21 protein-coding genes are annotated in these 20,147 nt (G+C 55.2%); 9 read left to right on the forward strand and 12 right to left on the reverse strand.

The window, feature by feature from the left end; all coding sequences use genetic code 11:
- Nucleotides 1-5: 5 nt before the first annotated feature.
- Nucleotides 6-323, reverse strand: a complete 318-nt coding sequence (locus tag KF784_08070; GenBank protein ID MBX3119005.1) for a hypothetical protein — start codon at nucleotides 321-323, stop codon at nucleotides 6-8.
- Nucleotides 324-424: 101 nt separating this feature from the next.
- Between KF784_08070 and KF784_08075 the strand changes: the two genes are divergently transcribed.
- Together KF784_08075 and KF784_08080 are read left to right on the forward strand one after the other, a co-directional pair.
- Nucleotides 425-1,210, forward strand: a complete 786-nt coding sequence (locus tag KF784_08075) for a hypothetical protein (GenBank protein MBX3119006.1) — start codon at nucleotides 425-427, stop codon at nucleotides 1,208-1,210.
- Nucleotides 1,211-1,303: 93 nt separating this feature from the next.
- A complete protein-coding gene (locus KF784_08080; GenBank protein ID MBX3119007.1) occupies nucleotides 1,304-2,377 on the forward strand; it encodes a Gfo/Idh/MocA family oxidoreductase in 1,074 nt (357 codons plus the stop codon).
- A 127-nt stretch (nucleotides 2,378-2,504) separates the two neighbouring features.
- On the opposite strand, the gene glnA is transcribed toward KF784_08080, so the two are convergent.
- The 3 genes from glnA to KF784_08095 all read right to left on the reverse strand — a co-directional run bounded on the left by glnA (nucleotide 2,505) and on the right by KF784_08095 (nucleotide 6,125).
- Nucleotides 2,505-3,914, reverse strand: a complete 1,410-nt coding sequence (gene glnA / locus KF784_08085) for a type I glutamate--ammonia ligase (protein MBX3119008.1) — start codon at nucleotides 3,912-3,914, stop codon at nucleotides 2,505-2,507.
- A gap of 306 nt (nucleotides 3,915-4,220) precedes the next feature.
- The gene (locus KF784_08090) at nucleotides 4,221-5,243 is read right to left on the reverse strand and encodes a twin-arginine translocation signal domain-containing protein (protein MBX3119009.1); all 1,023 of its coding nucleotides are present in this window, start codon (nucleotides 5,241-5,243) and stop codon (nucleotides 4,221-4,223) included.
- A gap of 153 nt (nucleotides 5,244-5,396) precedes the next feature.
- On the reverse strand, nucleotides 5,397-6,125 hold the full coding sequence (locus KF784_08095) for a hypothetical protein (protein ID MBX3119010.1): 729 nt from the start codon (nucleotides 6,123-6,125) through the stop codon (nucleotides 5,397-5,399).
- A gap of 205 nt (nucleotides 6,126-6,330) precedes the next feature.
- Between KF784_08095 and KF784_08100 the strand changes: the two genes are divergently transcribed.
- A complete protein-coding gene (locus KF784_08100) occupies nucleotides 6,331-7,968 on the forward strand; it encodes a hypothetical protein (GenBank protein ID MBX3119011.1) in 1,638 nt (545 codons plus the stop codon).
- Nucleotides 7,969-8,008: 40 nt separating this feature from the next.
- Here KF784_08100 and KF784_08105 read toward each other — a convergent pair whose 3' ends face one another.
- Nucleotides 8,009-8,518: a hypothetical protein gene (locus tag KF784_08105; GenBank protein ID MBX3119012.1), complete on the reverse strand. Its 510-nt coding sequence runs from the start codon at nucleotides 8,516-8,518 to the stop codon at nucleotides 8,009-8,011.
- A gap of 379 nt (nucleotides 8,519-8,897) precedes the next feature.
- Between KF784_08105 and KF784_08110 the strand changes: the two genes are divergently transcribed.
- The 4 genes from KF784_08110 (at nucleotide 8,898) to KF784_08125 (ending at nucleotide 13,635) form a co-directional block, all read left to right on the forward strand.
- Nucleotides 8,898-10,202 carry a hypothetical protein gene (locus tag KF784_08110; protein ID MBX3119013.1) on the forward strand — a complete coding sequence of 435 codons (1,305 nt, stop codon included), beginning with the start codon at nucleotides 8,898-8,900 and terminating at the stop codon, nucleotides 10,200-10,202.
- A 65-nt stretch (nucleotides 10,203-10,267) separates the two neighbouring features.
- Entirely contained in the window at nucleotides 10,268-11,338 is a 1,071-nt protein-coding gene (locus KF784_08115) for a hypothetical protein (protein MBX3119014.1), read from the forward strand.
- A gap of 138 nt (nucleotides 11,339-11,476) precedes the next feature.
- Nucleotides 11,477-12,769 (forward strand): acyl-CoA dehydrogenase family protein, encoded by a 1,293-nt coding sequence (locus KF784_08120; protein ID MBX3119015.1) that lies wholly within the window; start codon nucleotides 11,477-11,479, stop codon nucleotides 12,767-12,769.
- A gap of 335 nt (nucleotides 12,770-13,104) precedes the next feature.
- Complete coding sequence (locus KF784_08125; GenBank protein MBX3119016.1) at nucleotides 13,105-13,635, forward strand: hypothetical protein; 531 nt, start codon at nucleotides 13,105-13,107, stop codon at nucleotides 13,633-13,635.
- 419 nt (nucleotides 13,636-14,054) lie between these two features.
- Here the strand turns inward: KF784_08125 and KF784_08130 are convergent, their stop codons facing one another.
- On the reverse strand, nucleotides 14,055-14,399 hold the full coding sequence (locus tag KF784_08130; protein ID MBX3119017.1) for a DUF5615 family PIN-like protein: 345 nt from the start codon (nucleotides 14,397-14,399) through the stop codon (nucleotides 14,055-14,057).
- Entirely contained in the window at nucleotides 14,396-14,620 is a 225-nt protein-coding gene (locus KF784_08135; GenBank protein ID MBX3119018.1) for a DUF433 domain-containing protein, read from the reverse strand. Before KF784_08135 ends, KF784_08130 begins: the two co-directional genes overlap by 4 nt.
- Before the next feature lie 38 nt (nucleotides 14,621-14,658).
- Here KF784_08135 and KF784_08140 point away from each other — a divergent pair, with 38 nt between their 5' ends.
- On the forward strand, nucleotides 14,659-15,684 hold the full coding sequence (locus KF784_08140) for a sigma-70 family RNA polymerase sigma factor (protein MBX3119019.1): 1,026 nt from the start codon (nucleotides 14,659-14,661) through the stop codon (nucleotides 15,682-15,684).
- A gap of 104 nt (nucleotides 15,685-15,788) precedes the next feature.
- Here KF784_08140 and KF784_08145 read toward each other — a convergent pair whose 3' ends face one another.
- The 5 genes from KF784_08145 to KF784_08165 form a co-directional block, all read right to left on the reverse strand.
- A complete protein-coding gene (locus KF784_08145; protein MBX3119020.1) occupies nucleotides 15,789-17,066 on the reverse strand; it encodes an MFS transporter in 1,278 nt (425 codons plus the stop codon).
- A 12-nt stretch (nucleotides 17,067-17,078) separates the two neighbouring features.
- Entirely contained in the window at nucleotides 17,079-17,468 is a 390-nt protein-coding gene (locus KF784_08150; GenBank protein MBX3119021.1) for a DUF2784 family protein, read from the reverse strand.
- A 65-nt stretch (nucleotides 17,469-17,533) separates the two neighbouring features.
- Nucleotides 17,534-17,995 carry a hypothetical protein gene (locus tag KF784_08155; GenBank protein MBX3119022.1) on the reverse strand — a complete coding sequence of 154 codons (462 nt, stop codon included), beginning with the start codon at nucleotides 17,993-17,995 and terminating at the stop codon, nucleotides 17,534-17,536.
- 86 nt (nucleotides 17,996-18,081) lie between these two features.
- Nucleotides 18,082-18,390: a type II toxin-antitoxin system RelE/ParE family toxin gene (locus KF784_08160; GenBank protein ID MBX3119023.1), complete on the reverse strand. Its 309-nt coding sequence runs from the start codon at nucleotides 18,388-18,390 to the stop codon at nucleotides 18,082-18,084.
- The gene (locus KF784_08165; GenBank protein ID MBX3119024.1) at nucleotides 18,380-18,670 is read right to left on the reverse strand and encodes a type II toxin-antitoxin system ParD family antitoxin; all 291 of its coding nucleotides are present in this window, start codon (nucleotides 18,668-18,670) and stop codon (nucleotides 18,380-18,382) included. Before KF784_08165 ends, KF784_08160 begins: the two co-directional genes overlap by 11 nt.
- 98 nt (nucleotides 18,671-18,768) lie before the next feature.
- Between KF784_08165 and mnmE the strand changes: the two genes are divergently transcribed.
- Complete coding sequence (mnmE, locus tag KF784_08170; protein ID MBX3119025.1) at nucleotides 18,769-20,082, forward strand: tRNA uridine-5-carboxymethylaminomethyl(34) synthesis GTPase MnmE; 1,314 nt, start codon at nucleotides 18,769-18,771, stop codon at nucleotides 20,080-20,082.
- The last annotated feature ends 65 nt before the right edge of the window (nucleotides 20,083-20,147 follow it).

Below are 20,147 nucleotides of genomic sequence, written 5' to 3' on the forward strand. Positions count from 1 at the left end.
ACAGGCTACTTATCCTTTGCTGGGGCAGTTGTGTCGCTGGAAGTTGAAGTTGGCGTGGCGTCGGCCTTGGGCGTTTCTTTAGCCTCCGCTTTTGCTGATTTTGTTTCGGCGGCAGGAGCGTCCGAGGGAGCGGTCGGGGTTTTTGAAGACCCATCGTTTACATAAAATCCCCCGCCTTTGAAAGCGATGCCCACAGGTTGGATGATTCTCTTCACCGTGCCTGAGCTTCCACAATGGCAATCGGTCAGAGCGTCTTCCGTGATTCTTTGTTCGACCTCATAAGTTTCATTACATGATGAGCATTCGTAAACGTACGTAGGCATAAGTATCCTCAATATGGGGCTTGATCCATCAACCGGCGGAATTGTGGCAGAATGTCAGCCATTACGGGCCGAATTCGTCGGTTTCGTGAGTCTGTATTCCCATGTTTAACCAGGTCTTTGAGACGTCGGACTTAGGAAAGGTTGCCTTTCTGATCCTGCTTGAGGCGCTTCTCTCGGCGGATAACGCACTCATCCTGGCGATTATCGTCCGTCATCTCCCAAAGCCACTTCAACGCAAAGCGCTTTTTTATGGCATGGCGGGCGCGTTCACCTTCCGCTTGGGAGCCATCCTCGCTGCTAACCTCATCATCAGCTTATGGTGGGTTCAGCTCATCGGTGCGGCCTACTTGATCTTTTTGATGGTCAAGCACTTCTGGAACACAAATGGCGGTGGTGCAAAGGCGAAAGGGCTTGCAGGGGCGAGCTTTTGGGTGACAGTCCTCTACGCGGAGCTTGCTGATCTCGCGTTCGCGATCGACAGCATCCTCGTCGCCGTTGCCATAGAGCCCCATCGCGATAAGATTTGGGTCGTTTACTGCGGCGCAGTGCTTGGCATCGTCTTGCTGAGATTTATCGCAAACGTGTTTCTCCGACTCTTGGAGAAGTACCCCATGCTCGACCATGTGGCGTACATCCTTGTGGGCTGGGCGGGCATAAAACTACTGTTCCTGGGCGGACACACCTGCGTTCGGTGGTTCAACGAGCGTAACCCGCTGAACCCGCTGGGCTTTACGATTCCCGAAATGAAGCCGCTGGTTTTCTGGACGGGGCTTGCCCTGATCGCTATCATTGGCGGCTGGCTTGCCTTCCGTCAAGGACCCCAACCACTGCCCGACGACGAGCCTGGAGAGTCGGGTCAAGAAGCTGCCACCGAACCCACAAACTAGCTTGATGGATTCTCCGTTGAATCATGTCATTCCCAGAGTTCCTTTCGAGTATTCTCTGCGTTCGGAGCCCCTCATACGCGGGTTGATTTATTCATGTCCAAGAAGCTGAAAATCGGAATTATTGGGAGTGGCGGAATCGCCCAAGGATGCCACATGCCAGGCTATGCAAGCATGCCTGACCTTTGTGAAATGACATGGGTCTGTGATGTGAACCCAGACACTGCCAAGGCTGCCGCAGAGAAGTTTAACGTTCCTAACGTCACCACCGACTATCGCAAGATGCTGGCTGAAGGCGAACTTGATGCTGTTTCAGTTGCCACGCCAAACGCTTACCATGTCGATCCAACAGTCGATGCGGTGAATGCGGGTGTCCACGTGCTTTGCGAAAAGCCCCTTGCCATGAACTCCGATGAAGCGCGCCGGATGTGCCGTGCTGCCAAGGACAACAACAAGATTCTGATGGTCGGGCTCCAATCTCGATTTGGCGGTCCAGCAAGGTTTATGAGGGAGTACATCGACGCGGGGCACATGGGAGACATTTATTACGCGCGGGCTTGGGCGCTTCGTCGGCGTGGTGTTCCGGGTTGGGGCGTCTTCATCGACAAGGAGAAGCAGGGCGGAGGTCCGCTCATCGACATTGGCGTACACATCCTTGATCTGACTTTGTATCTGATGGGCTATCCCAAACCCGTGTCGGCGTTTGGTAAGACTTGGGACGTGCTCGGCACAAACCCCGACCTCTTTAACAACTGGGGCGATTACGACCGGACGAAGTACACCGTAGAGGACTTTGCGGTTGGGCTCATCAAGTTCGACAACGGCGCGGTCGTGAATCTGGAGAGTTCGTTTATGGCGAACCTCGATGGAGATCCGTTCCGAACTCACCTCTTTGGGACAAAGTCAGGAGCGACTGTCAACCCTTACGGGGAAAATCCCATTGAGCTTTATACTGAGCAGAATAAGCAGCTTTTCAATCTGAAACCGATCAATGTCCCGCGAGTGGAATCTTCACACACTGCCGAGGTTCAGGCCTTCGTCAACGCTATTCTGGAGAACAAGCCCTCACCTGTTCCGGGAGAGAATGGGCTCATCCTCAATGCGATCTTCGATGCCTTGTACAAGAGTTCAGAAACGGGCAGGGAAGAGATGATCGACACGAGTTTTTGATTGTAGATTGTAGATTGGAGATTGGAGATTGGAGATCTTCCCCCTTACTCCTTACAATCCTTACCCTTTACAAAAGAATGCGCCGGATGAATAAGCATCCAGCGCATTCTTTTTCGCAGCACGGCTCTTAAATGTCGCCGTACAGGAAGAACTCGTACGGGTGCGGGCGCAATGCAATCGCGTCGCACTCGTGCTTCAGTTTGTACTCAACATAGGTCTCAACGAGGTCCTTTGTGAACACGTCGCCCTTTAGCAAGAACTCGTGATCGCTGGCAAGCGCCTCAAGCGTCGCTCGGAGCGAACCTGGCGTTTGCGGAATTCCTGCGCGCTCTTCGGCGGGCAGTTCGTAGAGATCCTTGTCAAGCGGCTTTGGCGGCTCAATCCGGTTTTGAATACCGTCCAGGCCAGCCATGATGATCGCCGGAAAGGCGAGATATGGGTTGGCGCTGGGGTCCGGCGCTCTGAACTCAACTCGCTTAGCCTTAGGCGACTTGCTGTACATCGGGATACGAACACAAGCCGAGCGGTTTCGCTGTGAGTACAGCAAGTTGATCGGGGCTTCATAGCCCGGAACAAGTCGTCGGTAGGAGTTCGTTGTCGGCGCACAGAAGGCCAAAAGCGCTGCAGCATGCTTGAGCAAACCACCTACAAAGAAGCGAGCCGTGTCCGAAAGTCCGGCATAGCCCGTCTCGTCATACATCATCGACTCGCCGTTCTTCCAGAGTGAAACGTGAACGTGCATGCCGCTACCGTTGTCGCCATAGAGCGGCTTTGGCATAAAGCAGGCGATCAAACCGTTTCGGTAGGCCGTGTTGCGCACGACGTACTTGTACTTCTGGATGTTGTCAGCCATTTCCAAGAGCGGCTTAAAGCGGAGGTCGATTTCACACTGGCCGGCGCTGGCAACTTCGTGGTGATGGACCTCAACATCCAAACCTGTTTGGATCATTGTCGCCATCATCTCGCTGCGGACGTCTTGCAGCTTATCCACCGGCGGGCAGGGGAAGTACCCACCCTTGGGTCGAATCGTGAAACCTGCCGAACCTTCGTCCGCGCTCGTCCAGTGCGCCTCGTGGCTTCCGATCTTAAAGCCCATCTCGTGCGGATTGGCGTTGTAGAGCAACTGGTCGAACAGGAAGAACTCTGCTTCCGGTCCAACAAAAGCCGTGTCGGCAATGCCGGACGACTTGAGGTAAGCCTCGGCCTTTTTGGCCACATAGCGTGGATCGCGAGAATAGGGTTGCCGAGTCATCGGGTCTTCGATGTTGCACATCACGACCGCGGTCGGTAGCTCGGTATACGGGTCCATGAAGATGGTGGCAGGGTCGGGAACCAGGAGCATGTCGGACTCGTTGATGCTCTGGAAGCCACGAATGGATGAGCCATCAAAGCCCAAACCATCCTCAAAAATGTCTTCGCTGAAGTGGCCCGCATTCATTGAGAAGTGGTGCCACATTCCAAAAAGGTCGGTGAAGCGAATGTCTACGAATTGCGCTTCGTTATCAAGAACGAATTGTACGGCCTCTCTTGGTGTCATGATTTTGCTCGGTACCCAGAAGTCAATATCCCGAAATTGCAACTTTCCTCGCGGCGGGGAAGCGAGGTTTTTGGAGTGCTTGTAACAGTCCCCAGAACGTTACATTTAAGCTTCGGCGACGCTGCCAACTCTGTGACGAATTATCCCCTAAAAAAGCTTCGCGACAGCAGAATGTTTCTCGGCCCGATGAACTCTAGGATACCAGACTGGGCCCTTTAGGAGACGTTCGCTGAGGCATACCGCCCAGCCATTAGCAAGGCCCGGTGAGCTTCAAATTGACTCTTAAAGGCAGCTCGAAGACTCCGTCTAGCTGAAGATGCGACGTAGTAGGGTAACCCTCCCGATCGGCACCCATTCCGCCACCAAGATATCGCCGTTGCGCAGGAACATCGCATCGTGTGGATGGATAAACTTTCCGGGGATGAATTCCGCCCTTGGCTTGTCTCGCAGGCCGCTCGGCGCGCCGTCGCCAAGATGCACGATGGGTTTGTTCTGCGGGTCTAAAAGGGTAATGACGCTTTCAAGGTCGGGAACCAGCATCACTCCATCACGGATGGAGAAATGACAGGGCAGCCGCATGCCTGCAGTGCTGAAAGAGTGGTGCTCTCCATCAAGCGAGAAGTATTGAATCCTACGGTTTCCACGATCGGCAACCGCAAGCAGAGGCTCTCGCCCGCGATTGTCGAGCCACAGGCCATGAGGTTGGGCTACCCGCCCAGGAGCGTTGCCGCGCCCTCCAAACGATTTTAGGTAGTTGGCACTTCGGTCGTAGTGGTGAATCCAGTTCGACCCATATCCGTCGGCGACATAAAAATCTCCGTTCGGGGAGAAGGCAACGTTGGTCGGGATGAAGGCTTCGCCTTGGGCGTACTTGTCCGATTCTTTGGGTGCGTCTATCTCCCAAATGACCGTCCCGTCAAGCGTTGTCTTCGAAAACTTGCGGTGTGCGACATCACAATGATAGATGAACTCCTCTGTCCCTTCCCGTCGGATATCGAGGCCGTGGGCACCACCCTTGAACTGCGAACCCCAAGAGCGAAGGAATTTCCCTTTCTCCGTGTAGACACAGATCGCATCGGAGCTCTTGCTGCTGCCATGAACGGTATGAGCGACGTAAATCCGCCCCTGACTGTCTTGGGCCACCCCATGTGTATCGCCAAAAGCCATTCCTGGCGGAGGAGTGAGCCAATCGTGAACGCACTCGTAGCGGAACTCACCGCTTCCAAGAACAAGCCCCGACCCGCCTTGGGCAAGTGCGCGGGCCATCGGAGAAGCTGCGAGAGTGGTTGCAGCAGAAGCTTTTAGAAAGTCGCGACGAGTCATGCGCATGGCTAAACACCCTCAGAAGAGGTGGCTTAATAATAGCGCGAATGAGTCGCGGCAGGCCATCAACTATGGCGGAATTTGAGGTTGGAGATCGCGGATCTAAAAGGGCGATCGTCAATTGTAAATGTCAATCGTAAATCGTGATTCAGAGTCTTCTCACTTCCCGTACTGTTGATGCGTCTCTTTGGCAATCGCTAGCATTTGTGTGGCGGTGCGGCTCACAAGCCCGGCTGGAATATATCGAGGCTGTCCAATGCCGTCCAAGAGCCAGTAATAGATCACTCCGCTGGCTAGGTAAGCGCCGAGCGGGGAAGAGTGATTACCGTCCTGTAGCCACAAATCAAGATTCGGATTCTTCTTAAGGGCAATGTCCCACGCCCGACAAACCGGAATGACCTTGACGCCTGACGCCTGTGCGACCTGTTGGTAAACCCCAAGAATGTACTCCGTCTCGTCCCAACCCTTTCGCGGCCATTCGGCAAAGAGGTAAGTCTTCGCTCCGGTATCCGCAGCCAGCTTGGCAATCTTAATCGCCCCGTCGTGTGGGTAAGAATACTGGTGCGAGGAGCTGAGCTTGACGGCCTGGCAGATGACAATGTCCCACTTTCCGTTCTTGATGCGATTCTGCGTTTGAACGTTCTGACCTGCGTCCTCTAAGAAAGCCGTGAAAATCGATTCGGTGTAAACCGGTGTCCCCGTCCCGTCCGACTCCATCATTTGCCTCACCATACCGGGGACATCGCAGTTCCCTGTGTGGCTGTTGCCAATAAAGAGGATGCGGACACTTTTTGCCTGTGTGCCCGGTTTCTGCTCCAGTTTGTCTGGCCGGTGTGAACAAGAAAGTAGAGGCAGTAGGGCGACGAGTGTAAGGGACACGAATTTCATGCTGATACAGGATGCAATCACGGCGATTGAATTGCCTTGTACCGAATTGTCTAAACCTTGTAACGGCGTGACTCAATGGGCACGCAGAGTTTTGGATTGGCAGCAAGTTGCAGGAGACAGTTCCCAAGCGCTTCAGCTTTTCAGTGGCCTCGGCGTCGCTGCTTTCCTGTAGAATTGAATTGCGGAACTGAATATCGGAGGGATTATGAGCTTGCTGACGTCTCTTGTTGCAATCCTTGGTTTAGGTGCACCCATTGCGGCACCAACTCAATCGTTGGAGCCGTTGTTCGAAGGGCTGGGTGGCTTCCACCGCAAAGTCCAGACAACGAGTCCAGATGCGCAGAAGTATGTGGATCAGGGGCTCGCATTTCTGTTCGCTTTCAACCACGACGAAGCCACGCGCTCTTTTCAGCAGGCCACGCATCTCGACCCCTCCTGCGCCATGGCTTGGTGGGGAATAGCGACGGCAAACGGCCCGCACATCAACAACCCAATGGTGGACCCTGCCAACGCCATGACCGCATGGAATGCTCTCCAAAAAGCCAACGCTTTAGCTCCAAAAGCTCCCAAGGTCGAGCGAGACCTCATAGGCGCGGCGATGAAGCGTTTTTCGTCCAACCCCTCCGCTGACCGTGGCCCCCTCGACAAGGCCTATGCCGCTGCGATGAGAACAGTCTGGCGAGCCCACCCCAAAGACGCCGATGTCGGAGCGCTTTTCGCCGAGTCGATGATGGATCTTCGGCCCTGGGATTTGTGGAAGCCGGACGGCAGCCCACAACCGGGGACTAGCGAAATACGGAGAACCCTTGAAGCGGTGATGAAGCTGAACCCGAAGCAGCCCCTAGCCAACCACCTCTACATCCACACAATGGAGGCCTCCCCTAATCCAGAGAAGGCGATTGGGGCAGCCGACCGGCTTCGGTTCCTGCAACCCGGGCTTGGGCACATGGTCCACATGCCTTCGCATATCGATGTCCGCACGGGACGTTGGGCAGAAGCCGTTGCCGCGAATCTACGTGCAATCGAGGCCGATAAGAGTTACCGCGCTAAGTCTCAGCGTCAGGGCTTCTATCGAGTCTATATGGCGCACAACCATCACATGCTCGCTTTTGCTGCGATGATGACTGGCCAAAGTGAACTTTCCATCAAGGCGATGGATGACGTGATCACGATCTTCCCCGACGAAGTCTTGAAGGAGATGGCTCCGCTCGTCGATGGCTTCATGGCATCGCCATTCGAGGGTCGCGTTCGATTTGGCAAGTGGGAAGAGATTGTTGCGATGCCGCTCGTTCCTGATTACTTTCCGCTTGCGAGGTCACTACAGCATGAGGCTCGAAGCGTGTCCTACGCTGCAATGGGAATGGTTGAAGCGGCAAGAGCTGAGCAGTCGATGTTCTATGCGGCACGTAAGAAAGTGCCCAAGGATGCGGCCTTTGGAAACAATGCGGCGGCGGATATCCTCACCGTTGCGACACATCTAATGAACGGGGAAATCCTGCTTGCCGAGGGCAAAATACAGGCCAGCATTGCCGAGTTGAAAAAGGGCGTAAAAGCTGAAGACCAGCTTCGGTACGACGAACCACCCGACTGGATTCAGCCCGTTCGGCATACTCTTGGAGCGGTGCTTTTGAAGGCTGGACGACATGCCGAAGCCGAGCAGGTCTATCGAGATGACCTAAAACGGCTCCCTGGGAATGGCTGGTCGCTTTTTGGTCTTGGGCAAGCGTTGCGAGCCCAAGGAAAGGCCGAAGCCGCGGCAACGGCAGAATCACACTTCGCCAAAGTTTGGGCAAAAGCGGACATGAGCATCCAATCTTCTTGCCTCTGCGTTCAAGGCAAGTAGCCTGAAAACTTGGATAGGTGAAAGGACACGCAAACGAGCATCAGAGAATGCTTTTTACGTCAATACCGCGTGATCGCGTGACCTCAAGGCGATACACAAACACATGCTCTTGCGGGAAGGCCTTAAGGGTTCCTCGCAAGATCTCCTCTGTGTCGAGTTCTTGCTGTTTCCTGATCCTTTCCGCGTTGTATGTGGAGTACACACGCTTATAGTCGGCACAGATCGCTTCATCAGGGCCATCCTCGGCTGGCCCATGGAACATCAAAACGACTTCCTCTATCTCATGCGCCTTCAACAAGAAGAGGAATTCATCTTTGATGCGTGAAGACCGTGTGAACTGCCCCCCGGCCTGCACGAGCGCACCCGGTCCGCCCGGCAAGTACAAACGATCGTAGTGGGCGATGCCAAACCTCTCGTTGAGAAGTTCGTCGGTGGCCTCCTGCAGACGCCCGTCGGAACATGCAACGACGAGGATATGCGGGCGAACATGATTCCAGGGGCGAGATGTTGAGAAAGGCTGGCGCTTCGGCATGATCTTGGCTGCGACCATTTTACAACGGTTGGTCAGGCCTTTTCTAACTTGCCAGAGGAACTTGGACTAAATCGTGGATTCCGATAGCCACCCCCACATTCACCAAGAGAAGAAGACCTCGGAGGTCTGAGCTTGAAGAATGAAGTCAACCGGTTGCTTCCGCAGTGCCATTAGTTGTTCCAATTACTTAGCAACTAGAAGGCACACATTAATGGTTTTTCCACATTTTTGAATAGTGGAGCAAATTTGATTTGAAAAATGACGCTATCGGTTTTATAATCCATGCAGGGAGGTTAATGTGAGACATAAACTTCAGTCCATTACTTGTTTCTTAATAACAAGTTTGCTTATCTTAGCGATAACAAGGTCCTCCGCTGACACCTATGGTGAAAACATAGTGGTAGTTGGCAACATTAAGTGTTGGGCTTTGGTATCCATCCCCGGCGTTACTGCCGCGGGCAAGCCTATCTCGGGAACGTTTGTTCCTGTCGGGGCGGGCGCTGGCGCACGTTTGAACGGTGCCTATGTGGGCGACCCACCCTTTGACAATGCCCTATTCTTCCGAGCGACACTGAAGATTGGCGGCGTCGAGATTTATGACAAGACGTACCCCCTTGGGGGAACGACAGGAGGAACTGGAACCACAGGAGGTACCGGCGGTACGGGTGGCACAGGCGGCGGTGTTGGCGATCCTCCGGGGGGAGGAGCTGGCGCTGGGCTTTATGCCTTTGCACCAACGGACGACTTCAACTTTGCTGATTTGTTTGCTCAGGTTCCAGAAGACCCTGAGTTAGTCCAGTTGTACGGTCCGCCTCCGGCAAGGTTTGCGAGCAACCACTTTTCGCACAATGCCGATGTTCCGGTTGTTTTGAAGTGCTATTACGCGCTCTTCAAGAACCAGCAGTGGATCGCTTCGACTGTGTGCGAAACGCAGATCGACCCGAAGGCATACAATAGGCTGGCGTCTTGGAAGACGATAGTTACGGTAAATGGAGGGTCTTGGCCTCCAAATCTTCAAGCAAGGATTGACGGCTTAGTAAACACAGGCCGATCAAACTTTTCGTCCGCGAATTACCTGGTCTCTGGAGGACCATTGATGAACAAAGCCCAGGCGTTAGCCGAGCTCGGAGAATCTACTGGGGTCTTTGTGAATACGCACGGAGCTGGTGGAGGACTCTTCGACTCCTACGGTCACTGGGATCCTGTTACTGGGCTTATCATCCCAAGCGGCTTTTTGCCATGGAATGAGATAGGGACTGCAACAGGCGCATTCAATCCGAATGAGGCGACACCTCAACACAGCTGGATTATCGTCTATGGTTGTGACACTTTAGGCGGTGGCGCTGACCCCTCTTGGGCTTTCCGGCGTCGACCAGTCGATGGTGTGTATCTCGGTTTCGAGGGAATTCTTACGACAGATTGTAAGGATGTCGTAACAGGAGCTACTGTGAGCTTTGAAAATCATGCCACGACGCTGTTCAGCATGTTGAATCAAGGCCACGCCGCTGAGGGTGCGCGTGTTAGAGCGAATGCGCTCTATCTTCCGCTAGACGTGAACAATTTTCCATTGCCCATGCAACTTCGTGGCGATACCCTTACAACTTGGAAATCAGTCTATCTTCATGCAGCCGAAAGAGTTGCACCGAGAGTGGACTCACAGGGGAGGTTTACAGAATGGTACATCTGGTTCGATTCACCATAACTCTATCAATTGTCCTGATCATTGCCTGCTCAGCAGGAATTGCTCAGACGAGGGGACAAGAGTCGTTGTCTGATCGGCTCAAAACAAGAGCGCTTGAAGTCAGCAAGACTGCGGTTCAGTTCAACGCTGCAAAGGGAGTTGATCTGCGTTCAGCTACGCTGCTTAAGCAGAACAAGGCATCCGTGGTAGTAGAAGCAAACACAACCACAGTCTGGCTAGGGGATGCGTCGGTAACGATATTCAATCGGGATGGCCGTCTCCTTTCTTATCGATCTGATGAGAAACGTGCTCTATACGATCTCCTTACAGAAGAGCAGTGCGAAAAGATTGCTACTGATTTTCTGGCTGAGATCGGTATGAAAGCGGATGGCTATGACACTGAGGTTCACAACGGTGATCATACTTTCAGGTTCAATGTTCAAGCACAGTACGGCAAGTTTTTGTCGACTCAGTTGATTTCAATTGAGGTCAGCCGGTCTACAGGAGCTGTAAAAGAAGCGTATCTTGGACCTTGGATGGACCACAGCAAACTTGCATTAAGTAAGTTAGCTACGGCTGAAGATTGCGTTGATGCCGCCAAGAATGCTTACTCGCGCTTCGAGCCCTTTCCCATTGGCAAGGTCGTACAGACTCAGCTGATGCTTGGAATGCCAAACTGGGGACCACAGGTCGCGAACGAGTTGCTGCCAGATCACCTCACGCTGATTGACCAACGGATCGCTCAGCCGATTCTAAGGGTGACTATCGCTGATCAGACATTCGATGATGGGCGCGTCACGCAAATCATTGATGTGGATGCTCGTAGTGGCAGAGTTCTCTCAATTCTGCCTAAGCACATTCTTGGAGGACGTGTCACCGCAGTCAAGAGATCGATCCCTCAGGGAAAACTTTCTCTTGTCGGCACAAGTACCGCTGGAGTTGTCCGATCAACCGGCGTGGCTGGTAAGCCGAGTTCCAAGGGTGTCCCGATCACGTTCGAAAGTGATACGACACTCGTGACACTTCTATGGGTGAAGAGCAGCGGAGATTTGTGGCTGTTTAATGGGGCAAGTTGGGAGACTTGCCATCCAGACAGCACGCTCGCTTCCGAGCTCAAGAACTACAAGTCACCTTCAAAATTCGGCAAGACCAAATAGAGCGGGCGTATCAAGCGCTCTCAACTAAAGGGGCTGGCAGAACTTGTCAGCCCTCTTGCCTTTATTGCAGACAAGACCGTATACGAGAGTGCGCTTCGCCCCAACGTCAGGCGGCCTGTCCCCGGTACCATATTCAGCATGAATTTCGACCTGACGCCCGAACACGAGCTCATCCGCGAGACCGCCTATAAATTTGGCCAAAACGAAGTCCTTCCTGGCCTCACCGAGCGCGACCGCAACCACACTTCCGATCGCGAAAGCCTCACCAAGATGGGCAAAGCGGGTCTGCTGGGCGTCAGTATTCCGGTAAAGTACGGCGGGTCCGATACCGACTACATCAGCCTCGGCATCGTTTGTGAGGAGCTTGAGCGGGCCGACACCAGCGCCCGAGTGGTCATGTCGGTCCATAGCGGCCTACACTGCCTTACGCTTCTTCAATGGGGCACCGAAGAGCAAAAGCAGCGCTGGCTGCCCAAGCTGGCGACCGGTGAACTGGTTGGGGGATTTGGCTTGACCGAGCCGAACGCAGGTTCCGACGCGGCGAACCTACAAACAACCTCCCGCCGAGACGGTGACGAGTACGTCATCAACGGTGAGAAGACCTGGATCTCCCTTTCCGACTATGCGGACCAGTTCTTGGTGATTACCAAGCTTGTGGATTCCGGACACCCTTCCCCCTCTAGCCAAGCGCAGGGGGAAGGGGTAGGGGATGGGACGTCCACCTCGAACCCCCACCCCCTGCCCTCTCCCCCTAGTCCAGGGGGAGGGGAGAGGAAGAGGTATGCCGCCTTCATCGTAGAGCGCACCCGCACCGGATTCTCCAGCCGCCCAATTAAGGGCAAGCTCGGCGTTCGCGCGGGCAACACCGGACAGATCTTCTTCGACAACCTTCGCGTGCCGAAGGAGAACATGATCGGGCAAGAGGGCGACGGCTTCAAGGTCGCGATGTCGGCCCTCGATCACGGCCGTTACACGGTCGCTTCAGGCGCGGTGGGCATCATCACGGCCTGTCTGGATGCCTGCGTGAAGTATGCCAACGAACGCACGGTCGGCGGGGAAGCCATCGGCAAGAAGCAGCTCGTGCAGCAGATGATCGCCTCGATGGTGCAGGGAAGGGAGATCGGACGGCTGCTGTATTACAAGGTTGGCTGGATGAAGAACGAGGGTCTGCGGCACACCCGCGAATGCAGCATGGCGAAGTGGACCAACTGCGCGGCGGCGTTCGACGCGGCGAACAAGGCCATTGAGATTCATGGGGCATATGGGTTCTCCGACGAATTCCCGGTTGAGCGCTACTTCCGCAACTCCCGAGGCGCGATCATCTACGAAGGCACCCACGAGATTCACACGCTGATGCAAGCGGAATATGAGCTGGGCTATCGGTCGGATAAGCCATTGGCGCATGTGCTGCCCAAATGGCCGGTGAAGTAGTTTTGGCATTCCCCTCCCTCCATCTTGGCGGAGCCGAAATGGAGGGAGGGGTTAGGGGAGGGAGGTCCGATCCCTCCGCAGACAGAAGCCCCTGCCACGGTCAGCCGATCAGGCTTTGCGTCTTTGCGAGAGAACAAGATCGGATTCTCTCCACCCCCTGCCCCTCCTCACCAAGTCTGCGACGTTGGCAAGGAGGGGGTCTGCAACCTCAACACGCAAGCGTGCTGAGGCATGGGCGCTGAAAACGCAAACCCGCAAGTTTGCCAGGCGATAGGATATTGCACTTTAACTCCAAAGTGATACAATTTTTGGAGTTTTCGGAGGTTAGAGGGATTATGCGAGCAAGACTTTTCCCATTCGTCGTCGCGATGATGCTGTCGGCAGGCGCGCAAGCCGCCTTCACCATCACACTTGACCAGCCTAACCTGGTTGCTCCTTTGCCCGGTTCGGACACTGTCTATTACTTCACCGGAACGGCAACTCGGGATGTCGGGGGTACAGAGAGCTGGAGCTACACCATGTACAGCGCCATGCTGCCGAATGTCACCGACCCGATCGACGGCGCCTTTCTGCCGACGCCGTTCATGGATTGGATCGCCTCCGGCAGCCTGAACTATGCAGGCGACATCTTTGGCGTCACCATCAAACCCACGAACCAGATCGGGATGCACGACTTCAACCCCGACACGGACCCGAGCCCGCGTGTGCTCTATGGGTTCATGGACGAGTCGGAGAACTGGCATGAGTCGAATCCGCTTTACTTCACGGTGAACGTGACGGAGCCGGTGCCAGAGCCTGCCAGCGCGGCCGTGCTGGGTCTTGGCCTGCTTCCGTTCTTGCGCCGACGTCGGCTGAAGAAGGCGTAGAAGAAGACAGCGAGATTCTGCTCCCCTAGCCTGCCCGACGAATCGGGGTTAGGGGAGGGAGGTCCGATCCCTCCGCAGACAGATCCACTGCCACAGTCAGCCGATCTGGCTTTGCGTCTTGGCGACTTTGCGAGAGAACAAGATCGGATTCTCTCCACCCCCTGCCCCCTCCTCATGAAGGCTTCGTCGTTTACGAGAAGGGGGTTCTGTAGCGTTATGCCACCAGAATCGGGTGATTCACACAACAGGCAGTGGAGTCGTTGGTTTTAGCCTCAGGGCTGCATGTTGAGGCAGAAAAAAATGATTATGTGTGCGCACCCTGAGGCATCTAAAACTATGTTGTTCCCCTCCTTCCATTTTTCCGGAACTGGAGGGAGGGGATAAAGGGGTGGGAGGTCCCCACGATAGAGCCACTCCGTTCAAACAGGCCCGATCTCTACCAAGGATTCACCCTGTTTTAAAAGTTCAATGGCCTGATGCAGAGTTGCCTTGAAAATCACCTTTAGCGCTTCGTTAGAGGTGTTGCCGCAGGTGATCCAAAGGAGTTGTGGTGGCGAGCCAAGTCTAATTACCAAATCCACGAAGTCAGAATCTTTGCTGACGACTACGACGGTGTTTTCTGCAATCTTTGCCTGATTATATATCTCAATATCAGATGCGTCACGCAAGGCTAAGTCCCTGATGGCAACGCATTTACACTCAAAGTTGGCGTCGATCCAAGGGGCCAATGCAGGCGACAGATGCGCATCAAGCCAAAGAGTCATGCGACAAGTACCGGATGATTCATTCGGCGGGCCGCAAAAGCGATGCAAGCACGGATGTCCTCAGACTCCAAGTCAGGAAGCTCCTCAAGAACCTGCTCTTCCTTCAGGCCATTCGCCAGAAGTTCCAGCACATCTACCACACGGATGCGCATTCCACGCACACACGGGCGCCCACCGCATTGGGCAGGGTTGACGGTGATTCGCTTGAGCAAGTCTTCCATTTCGTCCCTTTAGTTTAGATCATGTTTTGTACTCCAGAGTGTCTTCTCTTGCTGACTTGCCCAGTAACATCCAAAGTGATAGGTTTTTTAAACCACCGTACCCTTTCCCACACCAAAACCCGTTTAGCCTTCCGATGATGGACACCGCACCCGACGAACTGAAAGCCCTGCGCAAGGCGATCTACGAGCAGAAAAGGGCGTTTGACGCCCATATCGCCCCGCTGCGCCCGGACCTCTGGCGGTTCTGCCGCCGGCTCACCGGGTCGATCTGGGACGGGGAAGACTTGGTGCAGGAGACCCTGCTGCGGGCGTTCGGCGCGCTGGCCCGGGTGTGGTCGCCGACCAACCCCAAGGCCTACCTCTTTCGCATCGCCAGCCGAATCTGGATCGACCAGCTGCGGCCCGACCAGGCTCCTCCGCACGAAGACGATGCCGCCGAAACGATGGACGAAGGGCTGAGCGCCGAGGGCCACGCCGCGATGGAGCTGATGGTGGCGACCCTGCCCCCGCGACAGAGGGTCGTCTTTCTGCTCACTCAGGCGTTCGAGTTTACGGCAAAGGAGGCCGCCGAAATGCTTGAGATGACCGAAGGGGCCGTGAAGGCGGCGCTGCACCGGGCGCGGCAGTCGCTCGCCTCCGCACCGCCCGAAAGCCTCCCAGGCAAAGAGGATGTTCCGGAGGTCGTGCAGAAGTTTGTGGACGCCTTTAACCGCCGCGATCTGGACGGCCTTTGCGCGCTGTTGCACGAAGACGTCCGGGTGAACATCGTCGGCATCGCCGAAGAGCGTGGGCGCAACGAGGCCAAGGGCTCCAGCATGAAGCACACGATTGAGGACGAAGACGCCAGCGAGGCCGTCGTCTTTTGGCATGGCGGCGAGCCGCTGGCGCTCTATCTCAAGCATCTGGAGGACGGTAGCAAGGCGGTTTCCGAGGTCACCCGGCTGACGGTCCGGGATGGGGAAGTGACCGAGCTGCGGACGTACTACTTCTGCCCGGAGACGCTGGAGGCGGTTGCCGAGGCGTTTGGGCTCCCGGCCTATGGGCATGGAAGGGAAGTTTCGTAAGGGGTAAGGGGTAAGGAGTGGGATAAGAATCACCCGGCAAGAACGTCAACTTTCGATCTTGATCACCCTTTTTACGACCTTTACGCCTTACCCATTCCGAGTCTTTAAGTTGACCCTTGAATCTTGCGCACCAGCACTGTGCTCAAGAAGAACGCCCCGGCCGCGATCAGGTACAAAACCGTATAGCCCATCCCGGCGCTCCAGTTATTCCCCCACATAATCAGAACGCCGGTGATGCCGGTAAAGATCTGCACCACCGAGTTGCTCATCTGCCAAACGCCCATATCCTTGCCCATCGCCTCTTTATTTGGCAGGATGTCGGCAACCAATGCCCAGTCTGCGGAAAGGAACATTCCGTAGCCAAGACCAAAGAAGACCGACAGAACCCAGATCAGGGCAAAATTCGGGAAGAGTGCAAACGGCACGATCATCGCCGACATGATCGACCCGCCGATATAGATGATCCGCTTGCGGCCGACCACGTCCGCAGCCTTGGTCGCATAGATGGAACCGATAATCGCCATCAACGAGATCGTGAGCGCGATGATGATCGGCACTATATCCTCGCTGAAAGTGAACCCGAATGCTCTGGCCTTCCGATCCGCATCAAGGACGCGGTCGCCAAGATAGAATTTGAAATAGTTTTGGACCAGGTAAAAGCCCAGCGCATTCAAGAACCGCGTGAACCACGCCCAAAAGAAATCGCGATGCTTCCAAGGCTCGATCCACCCCTTCAGAAATCCATTCAACGTAGCTCGTTCTCGTGCCGGTGGCTCCTCGGCTGACTCGTGGCGAATAGGCTCAGCCCCTCGGATGGTGTAGATGGTCCACACCGCGCAGATCACGTTCACCACACCGACGCCGATGTAGATAAGCATCGCATCGCCCAGAGCAATACCGGCGAGCGCCGAGGCGATCTGCCCAAAAGCCTGGAGCATCCCCATCATTCCGCTGGCTCTGCCACGCCGATGCTCGGGCACAAGCTCGGGGATAAGCGCGCTGTAGGGGCCGGTGCCCACGTCGTCGGCCACTTGAAGCAGCAGGTAGCCAAGTGTTAGCGCAAGAATGCTCTTGGCGTCGGCAAGGAATCCGAGCGCTATCAGCGTCATTCCGCAGCCGACGGCGATATACATCTTCCTCGCGCCGAATCCAACCTTGGCGCGGTCGCTCAAAAAGCCAAAAATGGACGGTCCGACACATGCCCAAATCGCCCCAACCGCAAAGATCATCCCCCAATAGGCGCTCTTTTCTCCGCCGGGGACGATCTTCTCGACTTGGCCCGGCAACACCAGCAGCAGCAGAATGAACCACTTGTAGCTGGTAGCGAACCAGTAGGACGAGAGTCCGAGATACCAAGAAGCTTTGTCGCGATAGGCTGGCATGAGTGGCTCTGTTTAGGGACGAAGCGCGGCGGCTTTACGGCGGCGACTGTCCCGAATGTTTAACGAAACTGAGGCGATAAGACTGATTAGGAAGACCCCTGCAGAAAGCCAGTAGACGAACTCGGTGCTGGGGTTGAACCCGGTGGCCTTGCGGATGAGAAGCCCAACGTAGGTCGGGGGATCGTCGGTGATGCCCATCTGCCGGCGGATGTTGCTGTGGACGTCGGTGCAGAGGCAGTAGCCGATCCCCTTAAAAGCGCCCATCCCCACCCACGAACCCAGCGTCAATCCCAGCGTAACTAGGTTCCATCGGCGCGTGCGCTCCCACATCCAGCCAAAGACGTTGAACGCCACCAGCCCGGTGTGCAGAATCCAAAACAGAATGTTGAGTGTCGCGAGCACTGAGGATATTCTCCGCTATTCCCGGAATTGACGTGAAGAGTGTGCCTAGGAAATTGGTGCTTGGGTTAACGTAGGTCGGGGAGGAACGGCAGTGTCTTGGCCTTGAACTCGTTTGCCAAAAAAGCCCGCTCGGCACGGTTCTTGGGTTGTATTGCAAAAGTACACATCGTTGGCAAAAGCAAAGCAGCAATCGCCATGAAAAGTGACAAGGTAACCAACATTCCTTTTAGGTTAATTGGCGGAAACGGAGCGCCCACTTCACGAAGATGTCTCATCGTGTCGAGGACCCGACGGTATGACTTCACCCAAAACCAAGACCATAAAGCGACAACGCAAGCATAGAAATATACGATCCAGCCACTCGGTGCGATCAACAGGGAAGCCAACAGTAGCCAGGTTGCAACGGTGGATAACGCTGCCATTGGCAATGATGCTGCAAGTCCAATCCAGAATCTCGGTTGGGAAAATGGCCCCCTTAAGTTCGCCCAATCTTGTCTACCGGACGGTCGAAAAAGCCGATTCTTCATACCGCACTCCTTGCTAAGTATCTAGTTGCACTATAGCTGAAGTCGGTTGAATGATGACGGTGAACCGGTGTTGTCTGCCAACTAGGTCATCCCGCCAAAATTGCCGCAACGTCCATAGCTCCGTGAAACACCCGATATATCCCAAGCGGTCTTGAGTCGGGATGATAGACGATGAGATAACTATAAACGCTCCAGAAGCGAAACGGCTTTGCTGTGAGGTCCTCACGCAGATGCCCGGCTCCGGGGTTCTCGCTGAGAAAGTCAAGTTCTGAAAGAATAGATCTGACCAAACGATCGGCGATGTCCAGATTTCCGCTCTGCAGAGCAGCGCTCTCCCAGATCGCGTCCAGGTCCTCAATTGCTGCATCCGAAAGCTGATAACGATTAGCCGGCATTACGCTTGTTATCTGCGGCATTGAGACGCTTTCGTCCGCGTTGCGAGATTAATTCAGCAAGCTCTTCTGCAGACGCTTCAACAAAACGCCCAGCGTCCAGATCGTCTACGCCTCGCTGAATCTCGTTTCGCAATTTGTCCAGTCTAATCCGTTTCACTTCGTCATTTTCTTGATGCAACCTCAACGCCTCACGCACGACTTCGCTCGCGGAGTTGTACCGTCCGGTCTTCACCTTCTGAAGGACATATTCATCAAGTTCGGGAGTTAGAGATACGTGCATGATTCTTCCTACGTCTATTATGCCGTGAATGTCAATCTATGACAATCTTTCTCATTATGTTCGTATGATGCACTATCAGCCACAATCTCCATACAGCCATGCCCAGCCTCACCGACACCATCATCGCCCCGATCACCGGCAGCCAGCCCGCCGCGGTGGCGATCGTGCGCCTATCCGGTCCTCTGGCCTGGGAGATCGGCAGCCGGGTGTTCGAGCCTTGGCCCAAGCAGGTCGAGGAAAGGAGGGCGGTCTACGGGAAGGTGTCCACCGGTGACGACGGCCTCATGCTTCCCTTTGCTGAAGGGAAGAGCTATACCGGGGAGCAGAGCGTCGAGCTGCAGATTCATGGCTCGCTAGCGTCGGTGCAAAGCCTGGTCGGAGCCTGCATCGGTCAAGGAGCGCGCATGGCCGATCCTGGCGAGTTCACTCAGCGGGCGTTTCTCAACGGTCGCATCGACCTCACCCAGGCCGAAGCTGTCAAAGACCTGATCGAAGCGCGGTCGGAAGCTCAGCTGCGCCATGCGGCTTTGATCCGGGATGGTGCGCTGCTGGAAGCCGTCACCAAGCTCTCCCGCGAGGTCATCGGCGTCCTTGCCGCCGTCGAAGCCAGCGTCGATTTCAGCGAAGAGGTCGGGCCGCTCAACCGCACCGAAGCCTCCTTCAAGCTGGTTCACGTGCGAAGCAGCATCGACAGGCTGCTGGATACCGCTCATTTCGGACGCATTCTTCGCCAAGGCCTGCGCATCGCCATCGTTGGACCGCCGAACGCGGGCAAGTCTTCTTTGCTGAATGCGCTGGTCGGGGCGGATCGCGCCATCGTCACCGACATCCCTGGCACCACGCGCGACTATGTGGAGGAAGAGGTCGTTCTGGGCGGTTTGCCGTGTGTTCTGATCGACACTGCCGGACTGCGTGAAACGAACGAACAGGTGGAGAAAATCGGTGTCGAGCGAAGCCTAAAGCTCTCCGAGAACGCCGATTATGTGTGGTATGTGTACGACGCGAGCATAGGATTGGAGCAGCTCGACCGCGATTTCCTCGCTAAGCTCACACGCCCGCACATCCTCATCGCCAACAAATCCGATTTGGAGCCGATGATTGAGGAGGGGATTGCTCTCTCTGCAACTGAGCAGTTGGGGTTGGAACAGCTCAGCGGCTGGGCGCGGGGTCTCCAAACCAACGCGGAACAGCATTCTCACATCTTTATCAATCCACGCCACGAGATTCATCTCGAACGCGCCCGCGCCGCAATCACCACTGCACTTGACACGCTTGATGCAGAGGAGATCCCGGATGATCTTGTCGCGGTCGGCTTGCAGGATGCCATTCAAGCGCTTGGCGAGATTACAGGCGAGACAGCCGGAGAGGACATGATCGACCGGATCTTTAAGGACTTTTGTATTGGGAAGTAGTGAGTAGCATTCTGCGGAAGCAAGCGGCTCAGGAATTGAGATTACTTGCGAGAGTGTGGCGTTTT

The organism is Fimbriimonadaceae bacterium, from assembly GCA_019638775.1.
In the GTDB taxonomy this organism is placed as follows: domain Bacteria; phylum Armatimonadota; class Fimbriimonadia; order Fimbriimonadales; family Fimbriimonadaceae; genus JAHBTD01.